Annotated in this window: 13 protein-coding genes and 1 tRNA gene; 6 read left to right on the forward strand and 8 right to left on the reverse strand. The window is 74.6% G+C overall.

Annotation, left to right across the window (positions count from 1 at the left end; genetic code table 11):
• Window positions 1–13: 13 nt before the first annotated feature.
• From ACYVJE_RS02805 to ACYVJE_RS02815, 3 genes are all read right to left on the reverse strand, one after another.
• The gene (locus tag ACYVJE_RS02805) at window positions 14–679 is read right to left on the reverse strand and encodes a DUF3159 domain-containing protein (protein WP_461143104.1); all 666 of its coding nucleotides are present in this window, start codon (window positions 677–679) and stop codon (window positions 14–16) included.
• 134 nt (window positions 680–813) lie between these two features.
• Window positions 814–1,551, reverse strand: coding sequence for an ESX secretion-associated protein EspG (locus ACYVJE_RS02810; protein WP_459158084.1), 738 nt, complete (start codon window positions 1,549–1,551; stop codon window positions 814–816).
• A gap of 34 nt (window positions 1,552–1,585) precedes the next feature.
• The gene (locus tag ACYVJE_RS02815; protein WP_459158083.1) at window positions 1,586–1,846 is read right to left on the reverse strand and encodes a hypothetical protein; all 261 of its coding nucleotides are present in this window, start codon (window positions 1,844–1,846) and stop codon (window positions 1,586–1,588) included.
• Between the two features lie 2,137 nt (window positions 1,847–3,983).
• On the opposite strand from ACYVJE_RS02815, the gene ACYVJE_RS02820 reads away from it, so the two are divergent.
• Window positions 3,984–4,844 carry an SGNH/GDSL hydrolase family protein gene (locus tag ACYVJE_RS02820; protein WP_461143105.1) on the forward strand — a complete coding sequence of 287 codons (861 nt, stop codon included), beginning with the start codon at window positions 3,984–3,986 and terminating at the stop codon, window positions 4,842–4,844.
• A 325-nt stretch (window positions 4,845–5,169) separates the two neighbouring features.
• On the opposite strand, the gene ACYVJE_RS02825 is transcribed toward ACYVJE_RS02820, so the two are convergent.
• Complete coding sequence (locus ACYVJE_RS02825) at window positions 5,170–8,043, reverse strand: AfsR/SARP family transcriptional regulator (RefSeq protein WP_461143106.1); 2,874 nt, start codon at window positions 8,041–8,043, stop codon at window positions 5,170–5,172.
• Between the two features lie 317 nt (window positions 8,044–8,360).
• Between ACYVJE_RS02825 and ACYVJE_RS02830 the strand changes: the two genes are divergently transcribed.
• Both ACYVJE_RS02830 and ACYVJE_RS02835 read left to right on the forward strand, forming a co-directional pair.
• Window positions 8,361–9,395: an ADP-ribosylglycohydrolase family protein gene (locus ACYVJE_RS02830; protein WP_461143107.1), complete on the forward strand. Its 1,035-nt coding sequence runs from the start codon at window positions 8,361–8,363 to the stop codon at window positions 9,393–9,395.
• Window positions 9,396–9,553: 158 nt separating this feature from the next.
• Complete coding sequence (locus ACYVJE_RS02835) at window positions 9,554–10,642, forward strand: hypothetical protein (protein ID WP_461143108.1); 1,089 nt, start codon at window positions 9,554–9,556, stop codon at window positions 10,640–10,642.
• Between the two features lie 224 nt (window positions 10,643–10,866).
• Here ACYVJE_RS02835 and ACYVJE_RS02840 read toward each other — a convergent pair whose 3' ends face one another.
• From ACYVJE_RS02840 to ACYVJE_RS02855, 4 genes are all read right to left on the reverse strand, one after another.
• On the reverse strand, window positions 10,867–11,943 hold the full coding sequence (locus ACYVJE_RS02840; protein ID WP_461143109.1) for a phosphotransferase: 1,077 nt from the start codon (window positions 11,941–11,943) through the stop codon (window positions 10,867–10,869).
• A gap of 550 nt (window positions 11,944–12,493) precedes the next feature.
• Complete coding sequence (locus ACYVJE_RS02845; protein ID WP_461143110.1) at window positions 12,494–12,817, reverse strand: DUF3099 domain-containing protein; 324 nt, start codon at window positions 12,815–12,817, stop codon at window positions 12,494–12,496.
• A gap of 260 nt (window positions 12,818–13,077) precedes the next feature.
• Window positions 13,078–13,281, reverse strand: coding sequence for a DUF1059 domain-containing protein (locus ACYVJE_RS02850; RefSeq protein ID WP_461143111.1), 204 nt, complete (start codon window positions 13,279–13,281; stop codon window positions 13,078–13,080).
• A gap of 299 nt (window positions 13,282–13,580) precedes the next feature.
• Window positions 13,581–13,653 (reverse strand) — tRNA-Thr (locus ACYVJE_RS02855).
• 291 nt (window positions 13,654–13,944) lie between these two features.
• Between ACYVJE_RS02855 and ACYVJE_RS02860 the strand changes: the two genes are divergently transcribed.
• The 3 genes from ACYVJE_RS02860 to otsB all read left to right on the forward strand — a co-directional run bounded on the left by ACYVJE_RS02860 (window position 13,945) and on the right by otsB (window position 19,699).
• A complete protein-coding gene (locus tag ACYVJE_RS02860) occupies window positions 13,945–15,405 on the forward strand; it encodes a threonine/serine exporter family protein (protein ID WP_461143112.1) in 1,461 nt (486 codons plus the stop codon).
• A gap of 113 nt (window positions 15,406–15,518) precedes the next feature.
• Complete coding sequence (locus tag ACYVJE_RS02865) at window positions 15,519–16,958, forward strand: alpha,alpha-trehalose-phosphate synthase (UDP-forming) (RefSeq protein ID WP_461143113.1); 1,440 nt, start codon at window positions 15,519–15,521, stop codon at window positions 16,956–16,958.
• A gap of 191 nt (window positions 16,959–17,149) precedes the next feature.
• Window positions 17,150–19,699, forward strand: coding sequence for a trehalose-phosphatase (gene otsB, locus ACYVJE_RS02870; protein ID WP_461143114.1), 2,550 nt, complete (start codon window positions 17,150–17,152; stop codon window positions 19,697–19,699).
• Window positions 19,700–19,901 lie beyond the last annotated feature (202 nt).

The following is a 19,901-nucleotide window of genomic DNA, read 5'->3' on the forward strand; positions in this document are numbered from 1 at the left end:
CGGCGCGGAGTTCTCACGCGGCAGCGGGGTCGCGCGGGTGGCGCACCCCCGGGTGCTCCGCGGGCAGCGCCCTGCGCAGCACCCACCAGCTCGCGACCACGCACAGCGCGACCAGCGGCCAGGTCAGCACCGCCTGCGCGACGGTCAGCGCCACGACGTGGTTCATCATCCACAGCGGGATGAACACGAGCAGGCGCACGGCGTACTGGCCGACCCACACGAAACTGGCCAGGCCGTAGGCGCGGCGCAGGTCGGGATCGCGCCGCCACCGCCTGCCCTGGCCCAGCACCGTGCCGACCACGACCCCGAGCAGCGGCCACCGGAGCGCGATGCTCGCCATCCAGACCAGCGCGCTGGCCGCGTTGCTGACCAGGCGGACCAGGAAGAAGTCCACGGCCTCCCCGGTGTGCAGCGCGATGAGCGCGCCGCAGCACACGGCGAGCATGCTCACCAGCACCGCCAGCGGGCGCGCCCCGCGCTTGAGCCGCCACGCCCCGATCACGGCACCCGCGAGGATCGCCAGACCGCTGCCGACGGCGATCGACTCACCGCCGAGGAACCAGCCGAGGCCGAACACCAGCGGGGGAACGCTCGCGTCGAGCGCGCTGGTGCGGTTGCCGAGCAGCCGCGTCAGCGAATCGGGGGTCTCCTCCGGTGGATGGGTCCGCTGCCGCTGCACGTCCCCCAGCCTGCCTTACCGCGGACGCGTGACGCACATGAGGATCGGTCACACCTCACGACCCCTCCGGACGCGGCCTGCGCATCGCCGCGTCCGGGCGGCGCCGCGGAGCCCCGCCCCCGGCGGTTCCGGAGTCATCCCAGCGCAACCCCGGAATCGGTGTGCTGCACCAGCCCGGCGAGGTGCTCGGCGAGCCGGTGGCGATCGGCGGGTTCGGCCTCGACGACGTCGGCCTGACCGCGCTCCCCCCGCAGCGCGTAGCGCCCCCGGGCCGTGTCGAACCAGATCACGTTGCCCGCGCGGCGGCGCTGCCCCCGGTCGTCCCCGCTGGTCACCAGGAAGTGCCCGAGCCGCGTCTTCGGCGCCGCGGTGAGCGCGCTCAGCGGCCCGAGCCCCTCGATGTCCTCGTCGGCGGGCACGCCCCGGGAGCGGTCGGCGACCGCGCGCGCCCGCTCCCCCGGACCCGCGGGCGCGTCCGGCAGCAGCTCGACGCACGCCCACGGCACGCGTTCCGGGTCGATGAAGGTCATCCGCAGCCCCCGCGGGCCGAGCACCCCGACCAACCCCACCTCACCGGTGGCGACCACGCGCGCGGCGAGCCGCTGCCCGCGGGAGGCGTCGAGCAGCCCGGCGGCGGCGACGGTGATCTCCGCGCCGGAGAGGAGGTAGAGCGCGTCCTCCACCTCCGGCTCGGTCCGGCCCTGGCGGGCGAAGCCGCCGCGCTCCAACTCCTCCCACACGCGCGGGCGCGCTCGCGCGCGTTCCTCCTCCCCGCCGCGCGGCACGTCGAAGGGGTACTGCCGCACAGCCAGCTCCAACTGCTCGGCCAGCACGTCCACGGCGGGGATGGACAGGGTGATGGTGTCGACCATGGAAGGTCCCGCTCCGTCGAAGGTTCGAGGCTGTCTAGAAATCGCGGTAGCCGGGGGGCGCTTCTCCCAGCACGGGGGGAGCGGCCAGGCGGCTCTCCCCGCCGTCCTCGTCGAAGGGCTCATCGGCCTCCACCAGGAACTGCGGCACGGCCCCCTCGGCCTCCTCCGGCCGGTACCCGGAACCGCTGCGGAACTCGACGGATCCCCTGCGCTCCTCCGCGGGTTCCTCGCCGCTCCACAGCACCGGATCGCGCGGCGAGGGCCCCGCCGCGGCGGGCACCGCGGAGGAACCCATCGGGCCGAAACCGCCGTCGCCGCGCGGGGTGAACCGCTGCGCACGCGCCGGTGGTTTCTGCTGCGCCGAACGCCGCTCGCCGGCCTCACCGGCGGATCCGTCCTCCCCGGCGGGTGAGGCGCCCCGGGAGGAGCGCTCCCCGGCGACCTGCTGGTCGGCACCGGGAGCGGGCCGCCCGCGCCCGGTGCCCCCGGAAGGCGCGGGCTGCCCGGGGCTCCCGGGCTGACCGGGGGGCGCCGCCTGCCCTGGGGGACCTGCCGGTCCGGGCCCGGCCGGCGGCGGCCCCGTCGCGGGCCGGGGCGGTGCCGGATGCGCTCCCCCGTGCTGCGGCGTGGCCGGGGACGGCTGCCCGCCGTGCTGCGCAGGCTCCGGTCGCTGCCGCTCCGCGGGCCGGGGTGGTGCCGCCGCGGCGCCGCCCGGGGGTGAAGCCGGCCCCTGCTCCTGCGCATGCGGCTGCCCCCGGGCGGGGCCGGGTACCGGCGCTTCCCCCTGCGACGGGACGTGCGGCGCCGCCCCGGGGGATCCGGGGTGCGGCGGAGCGTGCGGCGGGGCGGGGGTTCCCGGCGGTGTCCCCGGACCACCGGGCGCGCGGTGCTCCGGGCCGGGCTGGCCGGGTGAGCCTGGCTGCGGTGCGTTCGGCGGTGCGTTCGGCGGTGCGTCCGGGCGCGCCCCGGCGGGACCACCCGGAGGAGGTGGGCCCGCGGGCTGCCCCGGGGGCGGTGTGCCGGGAGCGGGGGCGGTGCCGGGCTGCGGCCGATCCGGTTGCCCGGGCTGCGGAACCGACGGCGGCGGCCCGGCCGGGGGCTGGGCGCCGGGGTGGTGCTCGAAGGCCGGTTCCGCGGGAGGCAGGGGAGCCTCCGCAGCGGGATCGGGCGGAGGCGCCGCCGGCAGCACTCCGTTCAGGTGCGCAGCACCTCCGGACCCGCCCGCTCCGGCGGGTCCCGGGGCGCCACCGCGGTCCGCTCCCCCCGCGGAGGCGGGGATTTCCCCGTGCTCCGGGGCGGCACCGCGCTCCGGGATTTCCCCGTGCTCCGGGGCGGCACCGTGCTCCGGGGCGGCTTCCTCGTCCCGGCCCCCGTTCGGCTCAGCCGCCTGCTCCGGGCCCGCCGCGGGGACGGCGGGCTCCACCCGGGTGTGCGCCTCGCCCTCCTCGGGGTGTTCCGCAGCCGGGGGGTGTTCCGCAGCCGGTGAACGCCCGACCGGGTCGCGCCCCGTCCCGTCCGGGCGACTCCCGTCCGGTCGGCCGAACGGGGCGTCCCGGTCCTCCCCCGCCGGGCGGTCGGATCCCTCCGGCAGGGCACCCGCGAAACCGGCCGGGCGCGCCCCGCCGCCGGATGCGCCGCCCTCGGGCGAACCGCCACCGGACGCTCCCCCGCCGGGCACGCCCGCGGGCGGGGTCAGGTCCCCGGCCAGCGCGGTGACCCCCTCGGCCGGTGCGTCCCCGGAGCGGTCCGGGGCAGCGGCCCGCTGCTCCCGGTCGAACCGCTCCGGTAACCGCTCGATCCGCTCCCACAGCGCGAACGGGTGCTGCTCGGCGGCGAGGGAGGTGAATTCGGCGGTCTGGTCCAGCCGCACCGGCTCGCGCGGCCCTCGGTCCGCGGGAGCCGGGGACGCTCCGGGATGCTCTGCCGACGTCACGATTCCCCCAGCTGGTCACTGCAGTCCGAACGTCCGCGAGCTCGCCGCGGACGCGTGAAACAGGTTGCGCGGGGCATCGACGCGCACGGACGTCGTGTTACCAGCACGCGGCCAACCCCCTTCGATTTCGGATTTGTCGCCGCCGCAGGACGGTAGCAGTTGATCAGGCGCCACACGGGCGATTCCGCACAACGCCCCCCGATCACGGGCGCAGGCCGACGACACGCCGGGCGATCACGTGAACAGCGCCACTGGAAAAGACCTCGCAAAACGAACTCCCTGGACACGAAGCCTCTATTGCTGAACTCAGCGGTGCAGTTAGTCCGGTGAACGGAACCGACGGTGGCGTAGGTCCGCGCCGCAGCGGCAACGTGGATCAGCCAGCCGCCGACTCCGGCGCGGCACGCGCGAACCGCCGGACCACCCGGCGCTCGCCGCCAGCTCCCACGCGCGACCCCGGGCCGGCGCGAACCGAGGAACGAGATGGAAAGGCAGTGCGATGGCTGATGCCCCCGAGCGCGGCGACTCGCCGAGCAGCGCGCCCACCGAATCCGAGCGACCGCAGCTCCCGGCGGACGCCGGATCCTCCGGGAGGGCGCCCTGGAGCGCGTTCCTCGCCGTGGGCGACAGCTTCACGGAGGGACTCCAGGACGTCGACGAGTCCGGCGACGTGCGCGGCTGGGCCGACCGCCTCGCCGGGCACCTCGCGGAGCGCAACCCGGGCCTGCGCTACGCGAACCTCGCCGTGCGCGGCAAGCTGATCTCCCAGATCGTCGCCGACCAGGTCCCGCGGGCCACCGAACTGGGCGCCGACCTCATCGCGTTCAACGCGGGCGGCAACGACATCATCCGCCCCGGTTGCGACCCGGACGAGACCGCCGCGCAGTTCGAAGCGGCCGTGCGGCAGCTGCGCTCCACCGGCGCGGACGTGCTCATCGGAACCGGTTTCGACACCCGCGGAACCCCGGTGCTCAGCGCGGTGCGCGGCAAGGTCGGCACGTACAACTCGCACCTGCGCGCGATCGCCGACGCGCACGGCTGCCACGTCCTCGACCTGTGGTCGATGCACGTGCTGCGGGACCCGCGGGCGTGGAGCGAGGACCGGTTGCACCTGTCCGCCGAAGGCCACCGGCGCGTGGCGCTGCGGGCGTGCGAAGCGCTGGGGGTCCCGGTCGCGGAGGACTGGCGCGCGGAGTGGCCGCCGATGCCGGAGCAGCCGTGGAGCGCGCAGCGGGCCGAGGACCTGCGCTGGGCGTGGGAGCACCTGGTGCCGTGGATCGGCCGCCGGCTGCGGGGCCGCTCCAGCGGGGACGGGCGGCGCGCGAAGCGGCCGCGCTACGAGCCGTACCTGCGGGTCTGAGAACGCCGGCGGCGCAGCGGGGTCCCGCTGGTCGACGCGCCTGGGCCGGAGCCCCGGGACGAAGCACGGCCCCGGCCGCACGGGTTCGGCGCAACGCCGAGCCCGTGCGGCACGTCCGGTCGTGACCGGGTGTGCGAGCCGGGGCCGCACCCACCCCCATCGTCCGGGCGAACCCGAATCACACCGCCCCCGGGGCGCGGCCCGGACGCGGCCGGGCGACACTCCCCCCTCTGGATCCCCCAGAGCCACCCGGGCGCGGTTCGGCCTGGCCGAACCGCGTGGTGATCACGTTCGCAACGGGTACTCACCACGCACTAATCGCTCACTAAACGCGCCGGTGATCGGTGTCGTCCGGCCCGCTGAAGCGCGCGAGCCGCGCGCGCACCTCCCGCCCCATCGGGGACCCGCCGGTGTCGAAGACGATCAGCGCCGTGTTCCACCGGGTGCGGGCGACGGAGGCGTCCCCGCGGTGCCAGGCCACGTCGCCGAGCCCCACGTGCGCCGCGGCCTGCCGCATCGCCGAACCGCAGCGCAGCGCCACTTCGAGGGCCTCGCTGTGATAGCGCTCGCCCTCCTCGAGCCGGCAGAGCTCGATGTGCACCTCGCCGCAGTTGTTCAGCACCATCGCCAGGGTCTCCAGGTCGTCCATCTCCCGGTAGAGCTCCTCGGCCTCGCGCAGGTGCCGCAGCGCCAGCTCGGGCCGGCCCGCGGCCTGCTCCACCTGCGCGAGGTTGTTCAGCGCGCCCGCCCCGAAGTACCGGTCCAGCTGCTCGCAGCGTCCCTCCAGCGCCGCGCGGCAGTGCTCCCGCGCCTGCTCGTGCCGGCCGAGGCGGATGAGCACGCTCGCCAGGTTCACCCGCGCCATGGCCAACCACGAGGAGTTCGCGGCCCCCTCGGCCACCCGGTAGGACTCGCGGTAGTGCTCCAGCGCCGCCTCCGGGTCGCCCGAGCGCGAGTGGGCCACCCCGAGGCCGGCGGACATGAGCACCTCGCCCTCCGTCTCGCCCGCGCTGCGCGCGGCCCGCAGCCCGATCCGGTAGAGGGCGATCCAGTCCTCCCAGGGGCAGCGGACCATCAGGTAGTTGAACTGCATCCGCACCAGCCGCCACGCCAGCCCGCAGAACCCCGCGTCGGCGGCCCGCCGCACGAGCGCGACCAGGTTCGACCACTCCGCGTCGAACCACCCCAGCGCGTCCGCGCGATCGACCAGCTGCGGCTGCTCCACCGCCGCCCGCTCGGCGAACCGCAGCTCGTCGCGCGCCGGCCGCAGGTAGCGCCGCGCGTGGTCGGACACGGCCAGGTAGTAGTGCACCAGCCGGCGCAGCGCCTCGACGCGCTCGTCCCGCTCCGCGGTGGCGTCGCACTCCTCCGCGGGCAGCGGTTCGGCCTCCCGGGCGTAGACGCGCAGCAGGTCGTGCATGCCGAACCGGTCCGGTTCGCTCTCGCCGACCAGGTGCGCCCGCCCCAGCGCGCGCAGCGCGTAGCGCGCCTGGCCCAGGTCGGTGCCGCACAGCGCGGCCGCGGCGAACGCGCTCACCGAGGGCCCCGGCACCTGGCCGAGCAACCGGAACGTCCGCGCCAGCGGCGCGGGCAGGCTGCGGTAGGACACGTCGAACGCGCCGCGCACGCTCGTCTCCCCGTCATCGGTGTCGAGCACGCGCAGCCGGTTGCGCTCGTCGGCGAGCTCCTCGACGACCCCGGCCGCGCCGCCACCCGGGTCGGCCTGCACCCGCGCGGCCGCGATCCGCAGCGCCAGCGGCAGGCCACCGCACAGCTCGGCCAGCCGGGTCGCAGCGGCGTCCGCCGCCACGTCCCCGGCGTGCGCGAGCACCTCCACCGCGGCGGGAGCGGGCAGCGTCTCCAGGGGGAACACCCGCGCCCCGCCGCGCACCACGAGCCCGTCGAGCCTGCGGCGGCTGGTCACCACCACGGCCGAGGCCGAGTTCCCGGGCAGCAGCGGCCGCACCTGCTCCGAGTCGCGCGCGTTGTCCAGCACGAGCAGCACCTGCCGCTCGGCCAGCATCGACCGGTACAGCGCGGTGCGGTCGTCCAGGTCCACCGGGATCGCGTCCGGAGCCATGCCCAGGGCCTTGAGCACGCTCGTCAGCGCTTCGCCCGCGGCCAGCGGCGGGCGCTCCGGGTCGAACCCGCGCAGCGGCACGTGCAGCTGGCCGTCCGGGAAGGCGTGCGCCGCGCGCCGCCCCCAGTGCACGGCCAGCGCGCTCTTGCCCACGCCCGCGGTTCCGGTGATCACGGCGATCGGGCTGACCGCGCGCGTCCCGGAGGCGTCGAGCATGCCGTCCAGCTCGGCGATCTCCTCGTCGCGGCCGACGAAGCCGGCCGGGGCGGGCGGGAGCTCCGCCGGCACGGGCCTGCGGTGCGCGGTCTGCGCGCGCTGCCGCGGACCGAGCAGCGCCGCGTCGTCGCGCAACATGCGCTCGTAGAGGTCGCGCACCTCCGGACCGGGGTCGATGCCCAGTTCCTGGGACAGCCGGATCCGCAGCGCGTGGAAGCAGTTCTGCGCCTGGGCGCGCTGGCCGCAGCGGTAGTGGGCGAGCATGAGCTGGGTGGCGAGCCGCTCGCGCAGCGGGTGCCGCGCGACGAGGGCGGGCAGTTCGCGCACCAGCTGGGCGTGGCGCCCCAGTTCGAGGTCGGCGGCGGCGCGCTCCTCCAGCGCGGCCAGCCGCAGTTCCTCGGCCTGCGGGGCGGTGGTGCGCCCGAGGGGGGTCTCGGCGAGGTCGGCGAGCACGGGCCCGCGCCACAGCCGCAGCGCCGCCGCCAGCGAGCGCGAGCGCTCCTCCAGCTGCAGGCCGTGCGCCTGGTCGATGAGCGCGCGGGCGCGGTGCAGGTCGATGCGTCCGGGGTCGACGTGCAGCGCGTAGCCGGGGGCGCGGGTGGCCAGGCGCGGCGGGTCGGCGTCCGCGGCGGGGGTGCTGAACAGCCTGCGCAGGCGGGAGACGCAGCCCTGCACGATCGTGCGCGCGGTGGCGGGCGGTTCCTCGCCCCAGAGCATGCTGATGAGGCGTTCGACGGGCACCACCTGGTTGGGTTCGAGCAGCAGCGCCGCCAGCACGAGCCGCTGGTTGGCGCTGCCGACGGTCTGCGCCGCGCCGTCGACGAGCACTTCGACCGGTCCGAGCAGGCGGAATGCGAATCCGCTGCGCGCGCTCGGGTTGCTGGTGTCCAGTGGCGCCGTCATGCCGAAAACCGATCCCTGTTCCGCGTCCGCCCGGAGCGCCGCTCCGCCGCCCCCACGACCCGCCTCCGCGCACGGCGGCGGGGCCGTCACACGTTAACCACTGCGCGCGGGGAACCCCGTGATCTCCCGGCGCGTGTCACCCGAACAGATCTCACGGGAGCGGACATCCAGGAGCGGATCTGGCATACATCGCATCCGCGACAGCCCCTGGCGCGCGCCCTCATTCCCCGAAAGGGTGATAAGAATCCGAGTAGAGTCGGAGAGCGTCGATCGCCCCGGGCGCCGCCTCGAGCAGTGTGGAAGGAGAACCGCACCCCGTGTCCACGACGTCCGCAGTGGTCGACCGCGCCGTCGGGTGCCTGCTCGGCGGCGCCCTCGGCGACGCCCTCGGCACGCCGGTCGAGTTCGCCCAGCTCGCCGACATCCGCCACGAGCACGGCCCGCAGGGCGTCACCGAACCACCCGCGCAGGCCCTGCTCGGCGACGCGGCGCAGATGACGCTGTTCACCGGCGAGGGCTACCTCCACGCGTGGACGCTGGGGCACAACGGCGGCGGCTGGCAACCGGTGGACCACGTCGCGGCCGCCTACCGGCGGTGGCTCACCACCCAGCAGGACGAGCGGCCGCAGCCCGGGGTCACCGGCCTGCTCGCCGAGTCCGCCCTCTACGCCAACCGCGCCCCCGGCCTGACCAGCCTGCGCGCGCTGCAGGAGCCGACGCTCGGCACGCCCGACCAGCCGCGGAACACCTCGCAGGGCTGCGGCGGGGTCGACCGCGCGGCGCCCGCCGGGTTCGCCCCCAGCGCCGAGCTCTGCTACCAGCTCGCCACCCACTTCGCCGCGCTCACCCACGGCGGCGTCGGCGGCTGGGCCCCCGCGGGCGCGCTCGCGCTCACCGTGCACCTGCTCGCCGTGCAGGGGCGCTCCCTGTCCGCCGCCGCCGACCAGGCCGCGGGGCGGGTGCTGCGCGAGGACCAGCCCACCGCGCACGCGCTCGCCGAAGCCGCCACGCTGGCCCGGCTCGGCGCGAGCACCGGGCACATCGAACGGCTCGGCCAGGGGTGGATCGGCCCCGAGGCGCTGGCCATCGGCGCGTACTGCGCGCTGGCGCTGCCCAAGCCCGAGCAGTTCACCGACGCGCTGCGGCTGGCCGCCAACCACTCCGGCCACAGCGACTCCACCGCCGCGATCACCGGCTTCCTGCTCGGAGCGCGCCACGGCACCGACGTGCTGCCCCGGCAGTGGCTCGCGCGGCTGGAGCTCGCCGACGTCATCGAGCGCATCGGGCACGACCTCGGCAAGTCCTGCACCGGGGAAGGCTTCAACGAGCGCCGCTACCTGTCGCTGAGCTGACCCGCCGAGCTCCACGACCGCCGGACGGCAGACCCCGCGCGGTCCCTTACACCCGCCAGCGGACTTCCGCACGCCGGGAAGGTCCGTGATCACACGATCTTCCGAGACCCGAGCGGCGGTGCCCGAACAGCCCGCCGCGCCTCCCTAACCTCCGAGCCATGAAGCGATTGGCGGTGTTCGGCGCGGCGCTCGGCAGCACGGTTCTGCTCGGCGCGGCGCTGGGCGCGTCCTGGCAGGCCGCGGCCCAGCAGGAGGACGTCGTCGCCGAGAGCACGCTGCTGCAGGTGAGCCTGCCGGACATCCCCGGGATCGGGATGCCCGGGTTCAGCGGCTCCCTCGGCCACCTCGAAGAGGAGCCCGGCACCCACGTGGCGACCTGGGACCAGCAGGACCCGGAGGGGGTGCTGTCCCACGTGGGCGGTTGGCACGGCGGGCCCGCTCCGCCGGGGACCACCACGGTGCAGGTGACCGATCCCGCGGGCAGCAGGCAGGCCTCCGCGAACTGGAGCGGTTTCGGCGTGCGCCTGTCCGCGGACTCCGAGCGCAACGTGATCAGCTTCGGCGCGCTGAGCACCTGGGCCCGCTGCACGCACTCCCCGCTGGCCCCGACGGCGGAGGCGTCCGCGGCCACGGACAGCAACGCGGTGTACCTCTTCGACGACCCCACCCGCCCGCTCGCCGAGGGGCCCAACGAGGTCACCGCCACCGGCGAGGAGCTCGGCCTTCCCGGTGTGTCCACGGCGGACCTGACGATCACCGTGCGGCACGTGGCGGAGAACGACGGGACGAGCGCCCGCGCTGCGGTCGTGGTGGAACTCGCGGGGGTGCTGCGCGGACCCGACGGCGGAGTCCTCCACGAGGGCCCCCTCGGTTCGATCGCGGCGGGGGACGTCCGGGTGGACTGCTCGGACCAGGAGCCGCCGACCACCACGACCCAACCACCGCCGGGTCCGACGACGACTCAGCCACCGACCCTGACGCCGCACCCGCCACCGACGAGCACAACGCACGAACCACCGACCACGACACCTCGGCCGCCGAGCACCACGACCGAGCCGGCGGGGCCCGGACCCACGGAGTCCGGCTCCGCGGAACCGGGGGTGCCGACCTCGGACGGGCCTCCGCCGCACGAGCAGCAGCCGGAGGAACTGGCGCAGACCGGTAGCACCCTGTGGCCGTGGGCGCTCACCGCCCTCGTCCTGCTCCTCCTCGGCACGACAGGCGTGGTGCTGGGCCGGCAGCGCTGACACGACGCCGGCATCTCCGCGACGACGCCGCTCCGCGGCGCACGCACCCTCCCTCCCAGGGGTGATGGGGTCCGCCCGACGCGCTTCGGGCGGACCCTTTTCACGTCGGCGCACCGGCCCCACCACGACTGCGGACCGCCCCTACCACGAGTGCGCGCCCGCACCGCGACACCGCGCCGCCGGGTGTGCATTTCGCGCGAAATGCACACCCGGCGCCCGCGGGATCACCGGGAGAGCAGCGCCGGCACGTCGAGGTCGATCAGCTGCTGGGCGTTGCGCTCGAGCCACACCCGGAACAGCTCGTCCCCGCGCTCGGTGCGCTCGACCGCGAGCGGGCCGCCGATCGTGAAGATCAGGCCGCGAAAGCACCACCGGCGGTACTCCTGCCAGCACCGCTCCCAGTCGAGATCGCGCACTCCGCAGCGCACCAGCTCGTCGTGGTAGGCGCGCACCAGCTCCTCCTCGTGCGCGCGCCGCTCGTCGACGTCGAGGCAGCCGCCGAGGAAGAACGCGGCGTCGGACAACAACGGCCCCCAGCCGACCGTCTGCCAGTCGACGACGCGGCAGTCGTGCTCGCGCAGCAGGAGGTTGTCCAACCGGTAGTCACCGTGCACGAGCCCCATGGGCGTGTCCGCCTCGGGCGTCCACGCGTGCGCGGCGCGCATGACGAACTCGCACACCTCGAGGTGCTCGGGCGCGACCCGCTCGTGGTAGCGCTCGCGGAACCGCTGGAACAGCGCGTCCATCCTGTCCGGATCGACCTGCCGGGAGGTCGGCCGGAGGTAGTCGCGTTCGGGCAGGGACGGGTCGCGCAGCGCGGGCACCTGCAGGTGCGCGAGCGTGCGCAGGACCATCCGCGCCGCGCCGACCGAACAACCCGCGATGTGGTCGCCCTGGCCGGCACCGGCGACGTCCTCCAGCACGAGCGTGAACGCGCCGTCGCCCTCGTCGTACTCGGCGAAGTGGCACCGGGGCGCGATCCCCTCCAGCTCACCGCCGAGATCGCGGTAGAAGGCGATCTCGCGGTGGTAGATGCTCAGGTCCACGCCCAGGGAGCGGCTGGACTCGTCGTCGGAGGCGAACTTCACGACGACGCTCTCCGCCCCGCCGGATCCCGTGCGCAGCGTTGCGCGGTAGCACCGCCCCATTTGGCCGGTCCCGATCGGCCGCGCCGAGACCAGCGACAGGTCCGGGCGCCGCAGCACCGCGCCCAGCCACTCGGCGGTGATCTCCTCGGGAGTTCTGATGAGGCCCGCCCGTCCGTCCTGCACGCCCCTCTCGTCCTGCACGGCGTCACGCACGCCACAGCACATACCGCTCCTTTCCTCCCGGGAGGTGCCGCGTCGACCCCCGGCCAGCTGCGCCGTCCCGCCGAGACCCCCGACCGCGCCACGCACCGGTGCGCCGAGGCGCGCACCACCTCCAGCAGCACCCCGGGTTCCCCGGGCCGCGGGGCTCCCCGCGGAGCGGAACCGCTCGCGCGGTCAACCCGCTCCGGGGGCACCGCCGGCCGCTGCCGCCGGAGCGCGGGACGTGAGCGCAGCGACCCCGCGGCGGGGTGCCGTTCGGCGAGCCGACGCACTCGAACATGATCAGCATTCGCATTTTTAGTTGTAGCACACAACTACATGCGCGAACACGGGGTGGCCCCGCGGTGAACGACAGCGGGACGACCCGGGCCGGAGGAACCCAGCGGAATCAGTGACCGCGCGGATCGGCGGCCGTGCGCTCGGGCCGCACCGGCCCGTCAGGCGGGCGGCGCAGCCGCTTCCCTCCCGCGCACGCAGGGCTGCCCGCCGGCGCCCGTCGCAGGCACCCGGCCACAAGCGCCCCCGTCACAAGCGCTCCCGGTCACAGCAGCGGGGGCTGCCCACCGCGCTGCTCGAGGCCGCGCTCACCGCCGCCCCGGGTCTCCCGCTGCCAGCGGCGGGCGAGCTCACCGCCGATCAGCCGGTTGTTCGCGATCACGACCGCGATCCACGGCAGCGGGACGGTGATCAGGATCAGCACGACGGCCAACCACCAGATGTGCGCGAGCAGGGCGGCGGCGACGAAACCGGCCAGGTGCACCGCCATCAGCACCGCGTACACGCGCTTGCGCACGCGCTGCTCCGCGGCCAGCGACGGGGCCGCGTCCGTGATCACCACCGGTTTTCCGCGCCGGGCCTGCCGCATGGCGACCTCCTCACCCGGCCGCCGCGGGGAGCCGCGCTCACGCGCAGCGGTCGTGCACCGCTCGCGAGCACAGCGCACACCCGGGCGAACCGGATGTCAACCTCTCCCCGGGCGGCTGCCCCCGAAGCGCTCCAGCGCGGAGGACGACGACCGGGGCGACGGGAAGCTGCGCCCCGGTCCTGGGCTGATCGGCCCGGTCCTGGGCTGATCGGCGACCGCAGATGCGAGCCGCTGCACCGGACTCGCCGGCGAGCGCGGGCTCAGGTGGACTGGTGCGACAGCGCTGCCTCGTCCTCGAGGCCCGCGCGGATCTCCGCCCGGAACGCGTCCGTGTCCTCGTGCCCGTGCACCGAGGCCGCGTGCTCGGCCGCGGCGCGGACGACTTCTTCCTGCTCACCGCTGATGGTCAGCGTGCAGTTCATCTCGCTCGGGGATTTGCGGCAGTCCGCGACTTTCCTGGACACGTCAACTCCTCTCAACGCGCCGCGCCGACCTCCGGACCAACTGACCAGCTCCCGACCCGGAGGCCAGCAGGGCGGGCGGCGCCCGCCGCCCGCTTCCACCGTGCGCACTCGCGGGGCGACTTCCCAGAGGATTCGGTCCTGCCCCGGCACCAGATTCGGTCCTGCCCCGGCACCAGCGGCCGCAACAGCCGCCGCGGAGGGCGGCGGCGCACAGGTCCGGCGAGGCCAGGTGAGAACTGCTCGGCGGGAGCGCCCGCTCCCGAACGGCGGACCGCGCGACGCGGCTTCGGTAGGCTCGGAGCCGCCGAGGGGACTCGAACCCCTGACCTTCCGCTTACAAGGCGGGCGCTCTGCCAACTGAGCTACGGCGGCCTGCGCACCGCAACGGGTGCGCACCGGACATCGTAAGCGCCCGAACCACCGATGCCGCAGCGGGCCACCCGACTCGCGGGGACGGTCCGCTCCTCCCACAGTTGGCACGCGCCGGAGGCGGGATCGGGTCTCCCGGGACCCCGCGCGGCCGGGCGATCCTCGGTGCGCCGAGCCCACGTGACCGACGACATAGCCGAGAGGTGCAACGGTCGCTCTATGACAGCCGATGATCGAGAGGGAGATCACGCACGGCACGCCCACAAGGCGGCCAAGCATTGGAGGAATCCAGCGGTGGGCATCACGCAGCGTGCCCGGGGAGCGCTGTGGCGCCGCGGCCCGGAAGCGACCCATCCGGCCGGCATCCGCAACGTCGTCTACGGCCCGCACCTCCCGGACGAGTCCACGGTCCACCTCGTCCTCGACCTCGGCCTGCGCATCGGTGAGGTGCAGATGGCCAGCGGGGCCGGCGCCTCCGACGTGACGGCGACGATCATCGCGGTCACCAACGCCTACGGGCTGCCGCACTGCGAGGTCGACGTGATCTACACGTCGATCACCGTGTCGTGCTACCGGGGGACGGAGCAGTCGCCCATCACCTCGGCGCGCGTCGTCCGCAACCGGTCGACCGACTACACGCGGCTGGCCGACGTGGAAAGCCTCGTCCGGCGCATCACGGCGGGCGAGATCACCTCGGCCGACGCCTACGCCGAACTCGACCGGATCACCACCGCACCGCACCCTTTCCCGCGCTGGGTCGCCACCCTCGCCTGGGCCGGCATGGCCGCCTCGCTGGCCGTGCTGCTCGCCGGCGGCAGCCTCACCAGCTCGGAGGACCGCGCGCTGCCGATCGTCGCCGCGGTCGCCACCGCGCTCATCGACCGCATCGGCCGCTACGTGAACCGGCGCGGGCTGCCGTTCTTCTACCAGCAGATCATCGGCGGGGGCATCGCCACGACCGTGGCGCTGGTCAGTCACGGCCTCGGGATCCTCGGCAACCCCGCGCTGGCCGTGGCCTCCAGCATCATCGTGCTGCTGTCCGGCATGACCGTCGTCGGCGCGATGCAGGACGCGATCACCGGTTACAACGTCACCGCGGCCGGACGCATCGCCGAGATCGCGCTCATGTCGGCCGGGCTGATCGCCGGCGTCGTGCTCGCGCTGTACGGGGGGCTGCAGATCTTCGGCGAGAACGGGTTCGTCGGCGGGCTCGACGTCCGCGACATCGGGCGCGCCACCATGCTCTCCCCAGCGGTGCACCTGCCCGTGCAGCTGCTCGCGGGCGCCTCCACCGCGACGTGCTTCGCCCTGGCCAGCTACGCGCAACCGCGGCCGTGGATCGCCGCCGGGATCGGTGGCGCCATCACGGCGATGGTGCACGCGCTGCTGATCATGGTCAACGTCGACTCGGTGCTCGCCAGCGCCGCGGCCACCACCGTCGTCGGTTTCATCGGCGGCATCGTCGCCCGGCGGCTGCGCGTGCCGCCGCTGGTCGTCGCCGTGTCGGCCGTCGTGCCGCTGCTGCCGGGCCTGGCCACCTACCGCGGGCTGTTCGAGCTGTCCGTGCTCGGCAACCCCGCCGGGTTGACCACGATCATGCTCGCGGTCGCCACCGGGCTCGCCCTCGGCGCCGGCATCGTGCTCGGCGAGTTCCTCGCCCAGCCGGTGCGCACCCGCCTGGGGCGCCTGGAGCGCAAGCTCGCCGGGCCGCGGATGTCCGGACCGCTGCGCCCCGCGAACCGCCGCCTGGACTGAGCGCGCACCCGCTCGGCCCACGCCGCCAAGATCGATTTCCGCCACACGCGGCACGCACGTCCCGCGCGCTCCGGATAGCCTGCGGCGTAGTGCCCACGTGCGAAGGAGAACGGGTGAACAACGGCAACCAACCCGTCCGAGCGGACTTTGTCGTGGTCGCGAACCGGCTGCCGGTGGACCTGGTGCGCGCCGAGGACGGCACGCAGCAGTGGCGGCACAGCCCCGGAGGACTCGTCAGCGCCCTCGAGCCGTTCCTGCGCGCGCGGCGCGGCGCCTGGGTCGGCTGGCCCGGCGTCGCCGACGTCGCCGTCGACCCCTTCAGCGACGGGGAGCTCCAGCTGTGCCCGGTGCAGCTGAGCGCCACCGAGCACCGCGAGTACTACGAGGGGTTCTCCAACGCGACCCTCTGGCCGCTGTACCACGACGTGGTGGTGCCGCCCGTGTTCGACCGCTCGTGGTGGCAGACCTACCGGCAGGTGAACCGGCGCTTCGCCGAATCCGCCGCCGAGGTCAGCGCCGAGGGCGCGACGGTGTGGGTGCAGGACTACCAGCTGCAGCTCGTCCCGGCGATGCTGCGGGAACTGCGGCCCGACCTGCGCATCGGGTTCTTCCTGCACATCCCCTTCCCGCCGGTGGAGCTGTTCATGCAGCTGCCGTGGCGCACGGAGATCGTGCAGGGGTTGCTGGGCGCCGACCTCGTCGGCTTCCACCGCCCGGGCGGTGCGCAGAACTTCCTGTGGCTGGCCCGCCGGCTCGGCGGGTTCGAGCACAGCCGCGCGCAGGTCGGGGTCCGCTCCCGGCCGGGCGTGGTGCGCGTCGGCGACCGGCCGGTGCGCGTGGGCGCGTTCCCGATCTCCATCGCCTCGGCCGACCTGGACCGCCTCTCCCGCACCAGGGAGGTGCAGCAGCGGGCCCGCGCCCTCCGGCAGGAGCTCGGCAACCCGCGCCGCATCGTGCTCGGGGTGGACCGCCTCGACTACACCAAGGGCATCGACGTCCGCCTGTCGGCGATGCACGAACTGCTCGCCGAAGAGCGCATCACACCCGAAGAGGTGACGATGGTGCAGGTGGCCACTCCCAGCCGGGAGCGCGTCGAGCACTACCAGCAGATGCGCGAGGACATCGAGCGCAAGGTCGGCCACCTCAACGGGGAGTTCGGGCGCGTCGGCCACCCGGCGGTGCACTACCTGCACACCTCGGTGGACCGCAAGGAGCTCGTGGCGCTGTACTGCGCCGCCGACGCCATGGTCGTCACGCCCGTGCGCGACGGGATGAACCTGGTGTGCAAGGAGTACGTGGCCTGCAGGCACGACCTCGGCGGGGCATTGCTGCTCAGCGAGTTCGCCGGTGCGGCCGCGGAGCTCACGAGCGCGTTCCTGGTGAACCCGCATAACCTGGACGGGGTGAAGGACGCCCTGCTCGCTGCCCTGGACGTGGCGCCGGACGAGGGACGCCGTAGGATGCGCGCACTGCGTAGGCAAGTGCTCACGCACGATGTCGACCGCTGGGCGCGGTCGTTCCTCGAAGCACTGGGCACGTCCCTCGCGGAGTGAGCGGGCACCCGGACAACCGGCGTCAGCGGCGAACCGCCGTGCGTCCATACTGGTCGAGTCGGAGCTCGTGCGCGGCCGCGGCCGCACCGCGAGCGCGAATCGACGCCCGCCACAACACGTTCGGTCGACCGCGCGTTCGGCCGAAGCCTTCCGTCCGTACCGACCGATCACGGCCCCAGAGGAGTGTGGCGTTGACCGCCGAAGCCCTGCCCGCTGACCTCCGCCGGGCGATCGTGCAGCTCGCGCGCGCACCGCGTCTCCTGGTCGCCTGCGACTACGACGGCACCCTCGCGCCGATCGTGGCCGATCCCACACAGGCCAAACCGCTTCCCGAATCGGTGCACGCGCTGCGCTCGCTGGCCGCGCTGCCGGCCACCACCGCAGCGGTGATCTCGGGGCGGGCCCTGCGCGACCTGGCGACCCTGTCGCGCCTGCCCGCGGAGGTGCACCTGGTGGGCAGCCACGGTTCCGAGTTCGACGTGGGATTCGTCCACGAGCTCGACACCGAGACCACGCAGCTGCGCACCGACCTGCAACGCAGCCTGCAGGGGATCACCTCCAGCAGGACCGGGGTGACCCTCGAGGCGAAGCCCGCCAGCGTCGCGGTGCACCTGCGCCGCGCCGACCCGGAGACGGCCCAGGCCGTGCGCGCGGAACTGCGCACCGGGCCGGCCTGCTGGGAGGGCATCCACGTCACCGAGGGCAAGTCGGTCGTCGAGCTGTCGGTCGTGCAGACCGACAAGGGCAGCGCGCTCGACGCCGTGCGCCACCAGGTCGGGTCGACCGCGGCGCTGTTCCTCGGCGACGACGTCACCGACGAGAAGGCGTTCGCCCAGCTGCACGGGCCCGATCTGGGCATCAAGGTCGGCGAGGGGGACACGCTGGCGCACCACCGCATCGGCGAGACCGCCGACGTGGCCACCGTGCTCGCGCTGCTGATGGAGGAGCGCCGCACCTGGCTGTACGGCGAGCAGGCGCCGCCGATCGAACGGCTCACCATGCTGGCCAACGAGCGCACCGTCGCCCTGCTCACCCCGGAGGCGCGGGTGGCGTGGATGTGCCACCCCGGGCCGGACGCGGCCTCCGTGTTCGCCGACCTGCTCGGCGGGGCCGGCGCCGGCCACTTCAGCGTCCACCCGGACAGCGACGGTTCCGGCGCCCAGCGCAGCCCGCTGCCGCTGGGGCAGCGCTACGTGCCCAACACGATGACCGTGGAAACCCGGTGGTCGCGGCTGCTGGTCACCGACTACCTGGCGCACGGCACCGAGGGGCACCGCACCGAGCTGGTGCGGGTGCTCAGCGGCAGCGTGCCCGCTGTCGTCGAGTTCGCCCCGCGTCCCGAGTTCGGGCAGGTGCCCGTGCGGATGACCCCCGAGGACGGCGGGCTGCGCGTGCAGGGCACCGCCGAACCGATGGTGCTGTACTCGCCGGGGGTGGAGTGGGCGATCACCTCCGACGGCATGCACGAGCAGGCGCACGCCGTGGTGCACCCGAACGAGGACGAACCGGTCGTGCTGGAACTGCGCTGCGGCACCGCGGAACTCGCCACCCCGGGCGCGCCGGAAGCGCACCGCCGCGCCGAAGCCGAGCGGTACTGGTCCGAGTGGTTGGATTCGCTGGAGCTGCCGGAGGTGCAGCGGGACCTCGCGGCCCGCTCGGCGCTGACGCTGCGCGGGCTGTGCAACTCCGACACCGGGGGGATCATGGCCGCGGCCACCACCTCGCTGCCGGAGGAGATCGGCGGTGTCCGCAACTGGGACTACCGCTACTGCTGGCTGCGCGACGGTGCGATGACCGCGCAGGCCCTGGCCACGCTCGGCTCCCCCACCGAGGCCGAGGCGTTCCTGGACTGGCTGCACCGCGTGCTCGAAGGCCTGCCCGGTCCGGAGCGGCTGCACCCGCTGTACTCGCTGCAGGGCACCAGCCTCGGCCCGGAGGCGGTGATCGACAGCCTGCCCGGTTACGCCGGTTCCCGGCCGGTGCGCGTGGGCAACCTCGCCGACCAGCAGGTCCAGCTGGACGTGTTCGGACCGGTCGTGGAGCTCATCGCGCACCTGGCCGAGACCACCGGACGGCTGCGCGACCGCGACTGGGAGCTGGCCACGGCGATGGTCCGCGCCGTGGCGGAGCGCTGGCAGGAACCGGACCACGGGATCTGGGAGGAGCGCGACGTCCCGCGCCACCACGTGTACTCCAAGGTCATGTGCTGGGTGACCGTGGACCGCGCGCTCAAGCTCGCCGAGGCGCACGACCGCAGGATCGATCCCTCGTGGACGGCGCTGCGCGACGAGATCGCCCAGGACGTGCTCAAGAACGGCTGGCACCCGGACGTGCAGGCGTTCACCACGGCCTACGAGGGCTCCGACCTGGACGCCGCGTCGCTGCACGTCGGCCTGTCCGGGCTCATCAGCCCGTCCGACGACCGGTTCCGCGCGACGGTCACCGCGATCGAGGCCGAGCTGCGCAGCGGTTCCACCGTGTACCGCTACCGGCGCGACGACGGGCTGCCCGGCGACGAGGGCGGTTTCCACCTGTGCGCGGCCTGGCTGATCGAGGCCTACCTGCTGACCGGGCGGCGCACCGAAGCCGAGGAGCTGTTCCAGCAGATCGTGGACACGGCTGGCCCGACCGGGCTGCTCTCCGAGGAGTACGACCCGATCGCGGAGCGCTCGCTCGGCAACCACCCGCAGGCGTACTCGCACCTGGGGCTCGTCCGCTGCGCCCAGCTGCTGTCCGCTTAGGGAGTCCGCGGATCGGCTGTTGAGGGCGGGTGGACGGGGGTAGCTGGGAGGGACCTCCCGCGGCGGGGCGCTCCGCGCACGTGGCGATGAAGCGGCTGCGCCGCCCGCCTGACGGACCGGTGCGGTCGAGCACGTGGCCGCCGATCCGCGCGACTCCTCAGGACCGGTCGGAGCACCGCGCCGGGCGAATTTCCCGAACCCG

Source organism: Salinifilum aidingensis, from assembly GCF_054782015.1.

Coding starts and splice junctions, on each gene's coding strand:
- ACYVJE_RS02815 (WP_459158083.1), bottom strand. CDS start 1,846: ATGGGTTCCTCCGCGGTGCCCGCCGCGGCGGGGCCCTCGCCGCGCGAT.
- ACYVJE_RS02845 (WP_461143110.1), bottom strand. CDS start 12,817: ATGCGGCAGGCCCGGCGCGGAAAACCGGTGGTGATCACGGACGCGGCC.
- ACYVJE_RS02835 (WP_461143108.1), top strand. CDS start 9,554: ATGAAGCGATTGGCGGTGTTCGGCGCGGCGCTCGGCAGCACGGTTCTG.
- ACYVJE_RS02825 (WP_461143106.1), bottom strand. CDS start 8,043: ATGACGGCGCCACTGGACACCAGCAACCCGAGCGCGCGCAGCGGATTC.
- ACYVJE_RS02820 (WP_461143105.1), top strand. CDS start 3,984: ATGGCTGATGCCCCCGAGCGCGGCGACTCGCCGAGCAGCGCGCCCACC.
- ACYVJE_RS02810 (WP_459158084.1), bottom strand. CDS start 1,551: ATGGTCGACACCATCACCCTGTCCATCCCCGCCGTGGACGTGCTGGCC.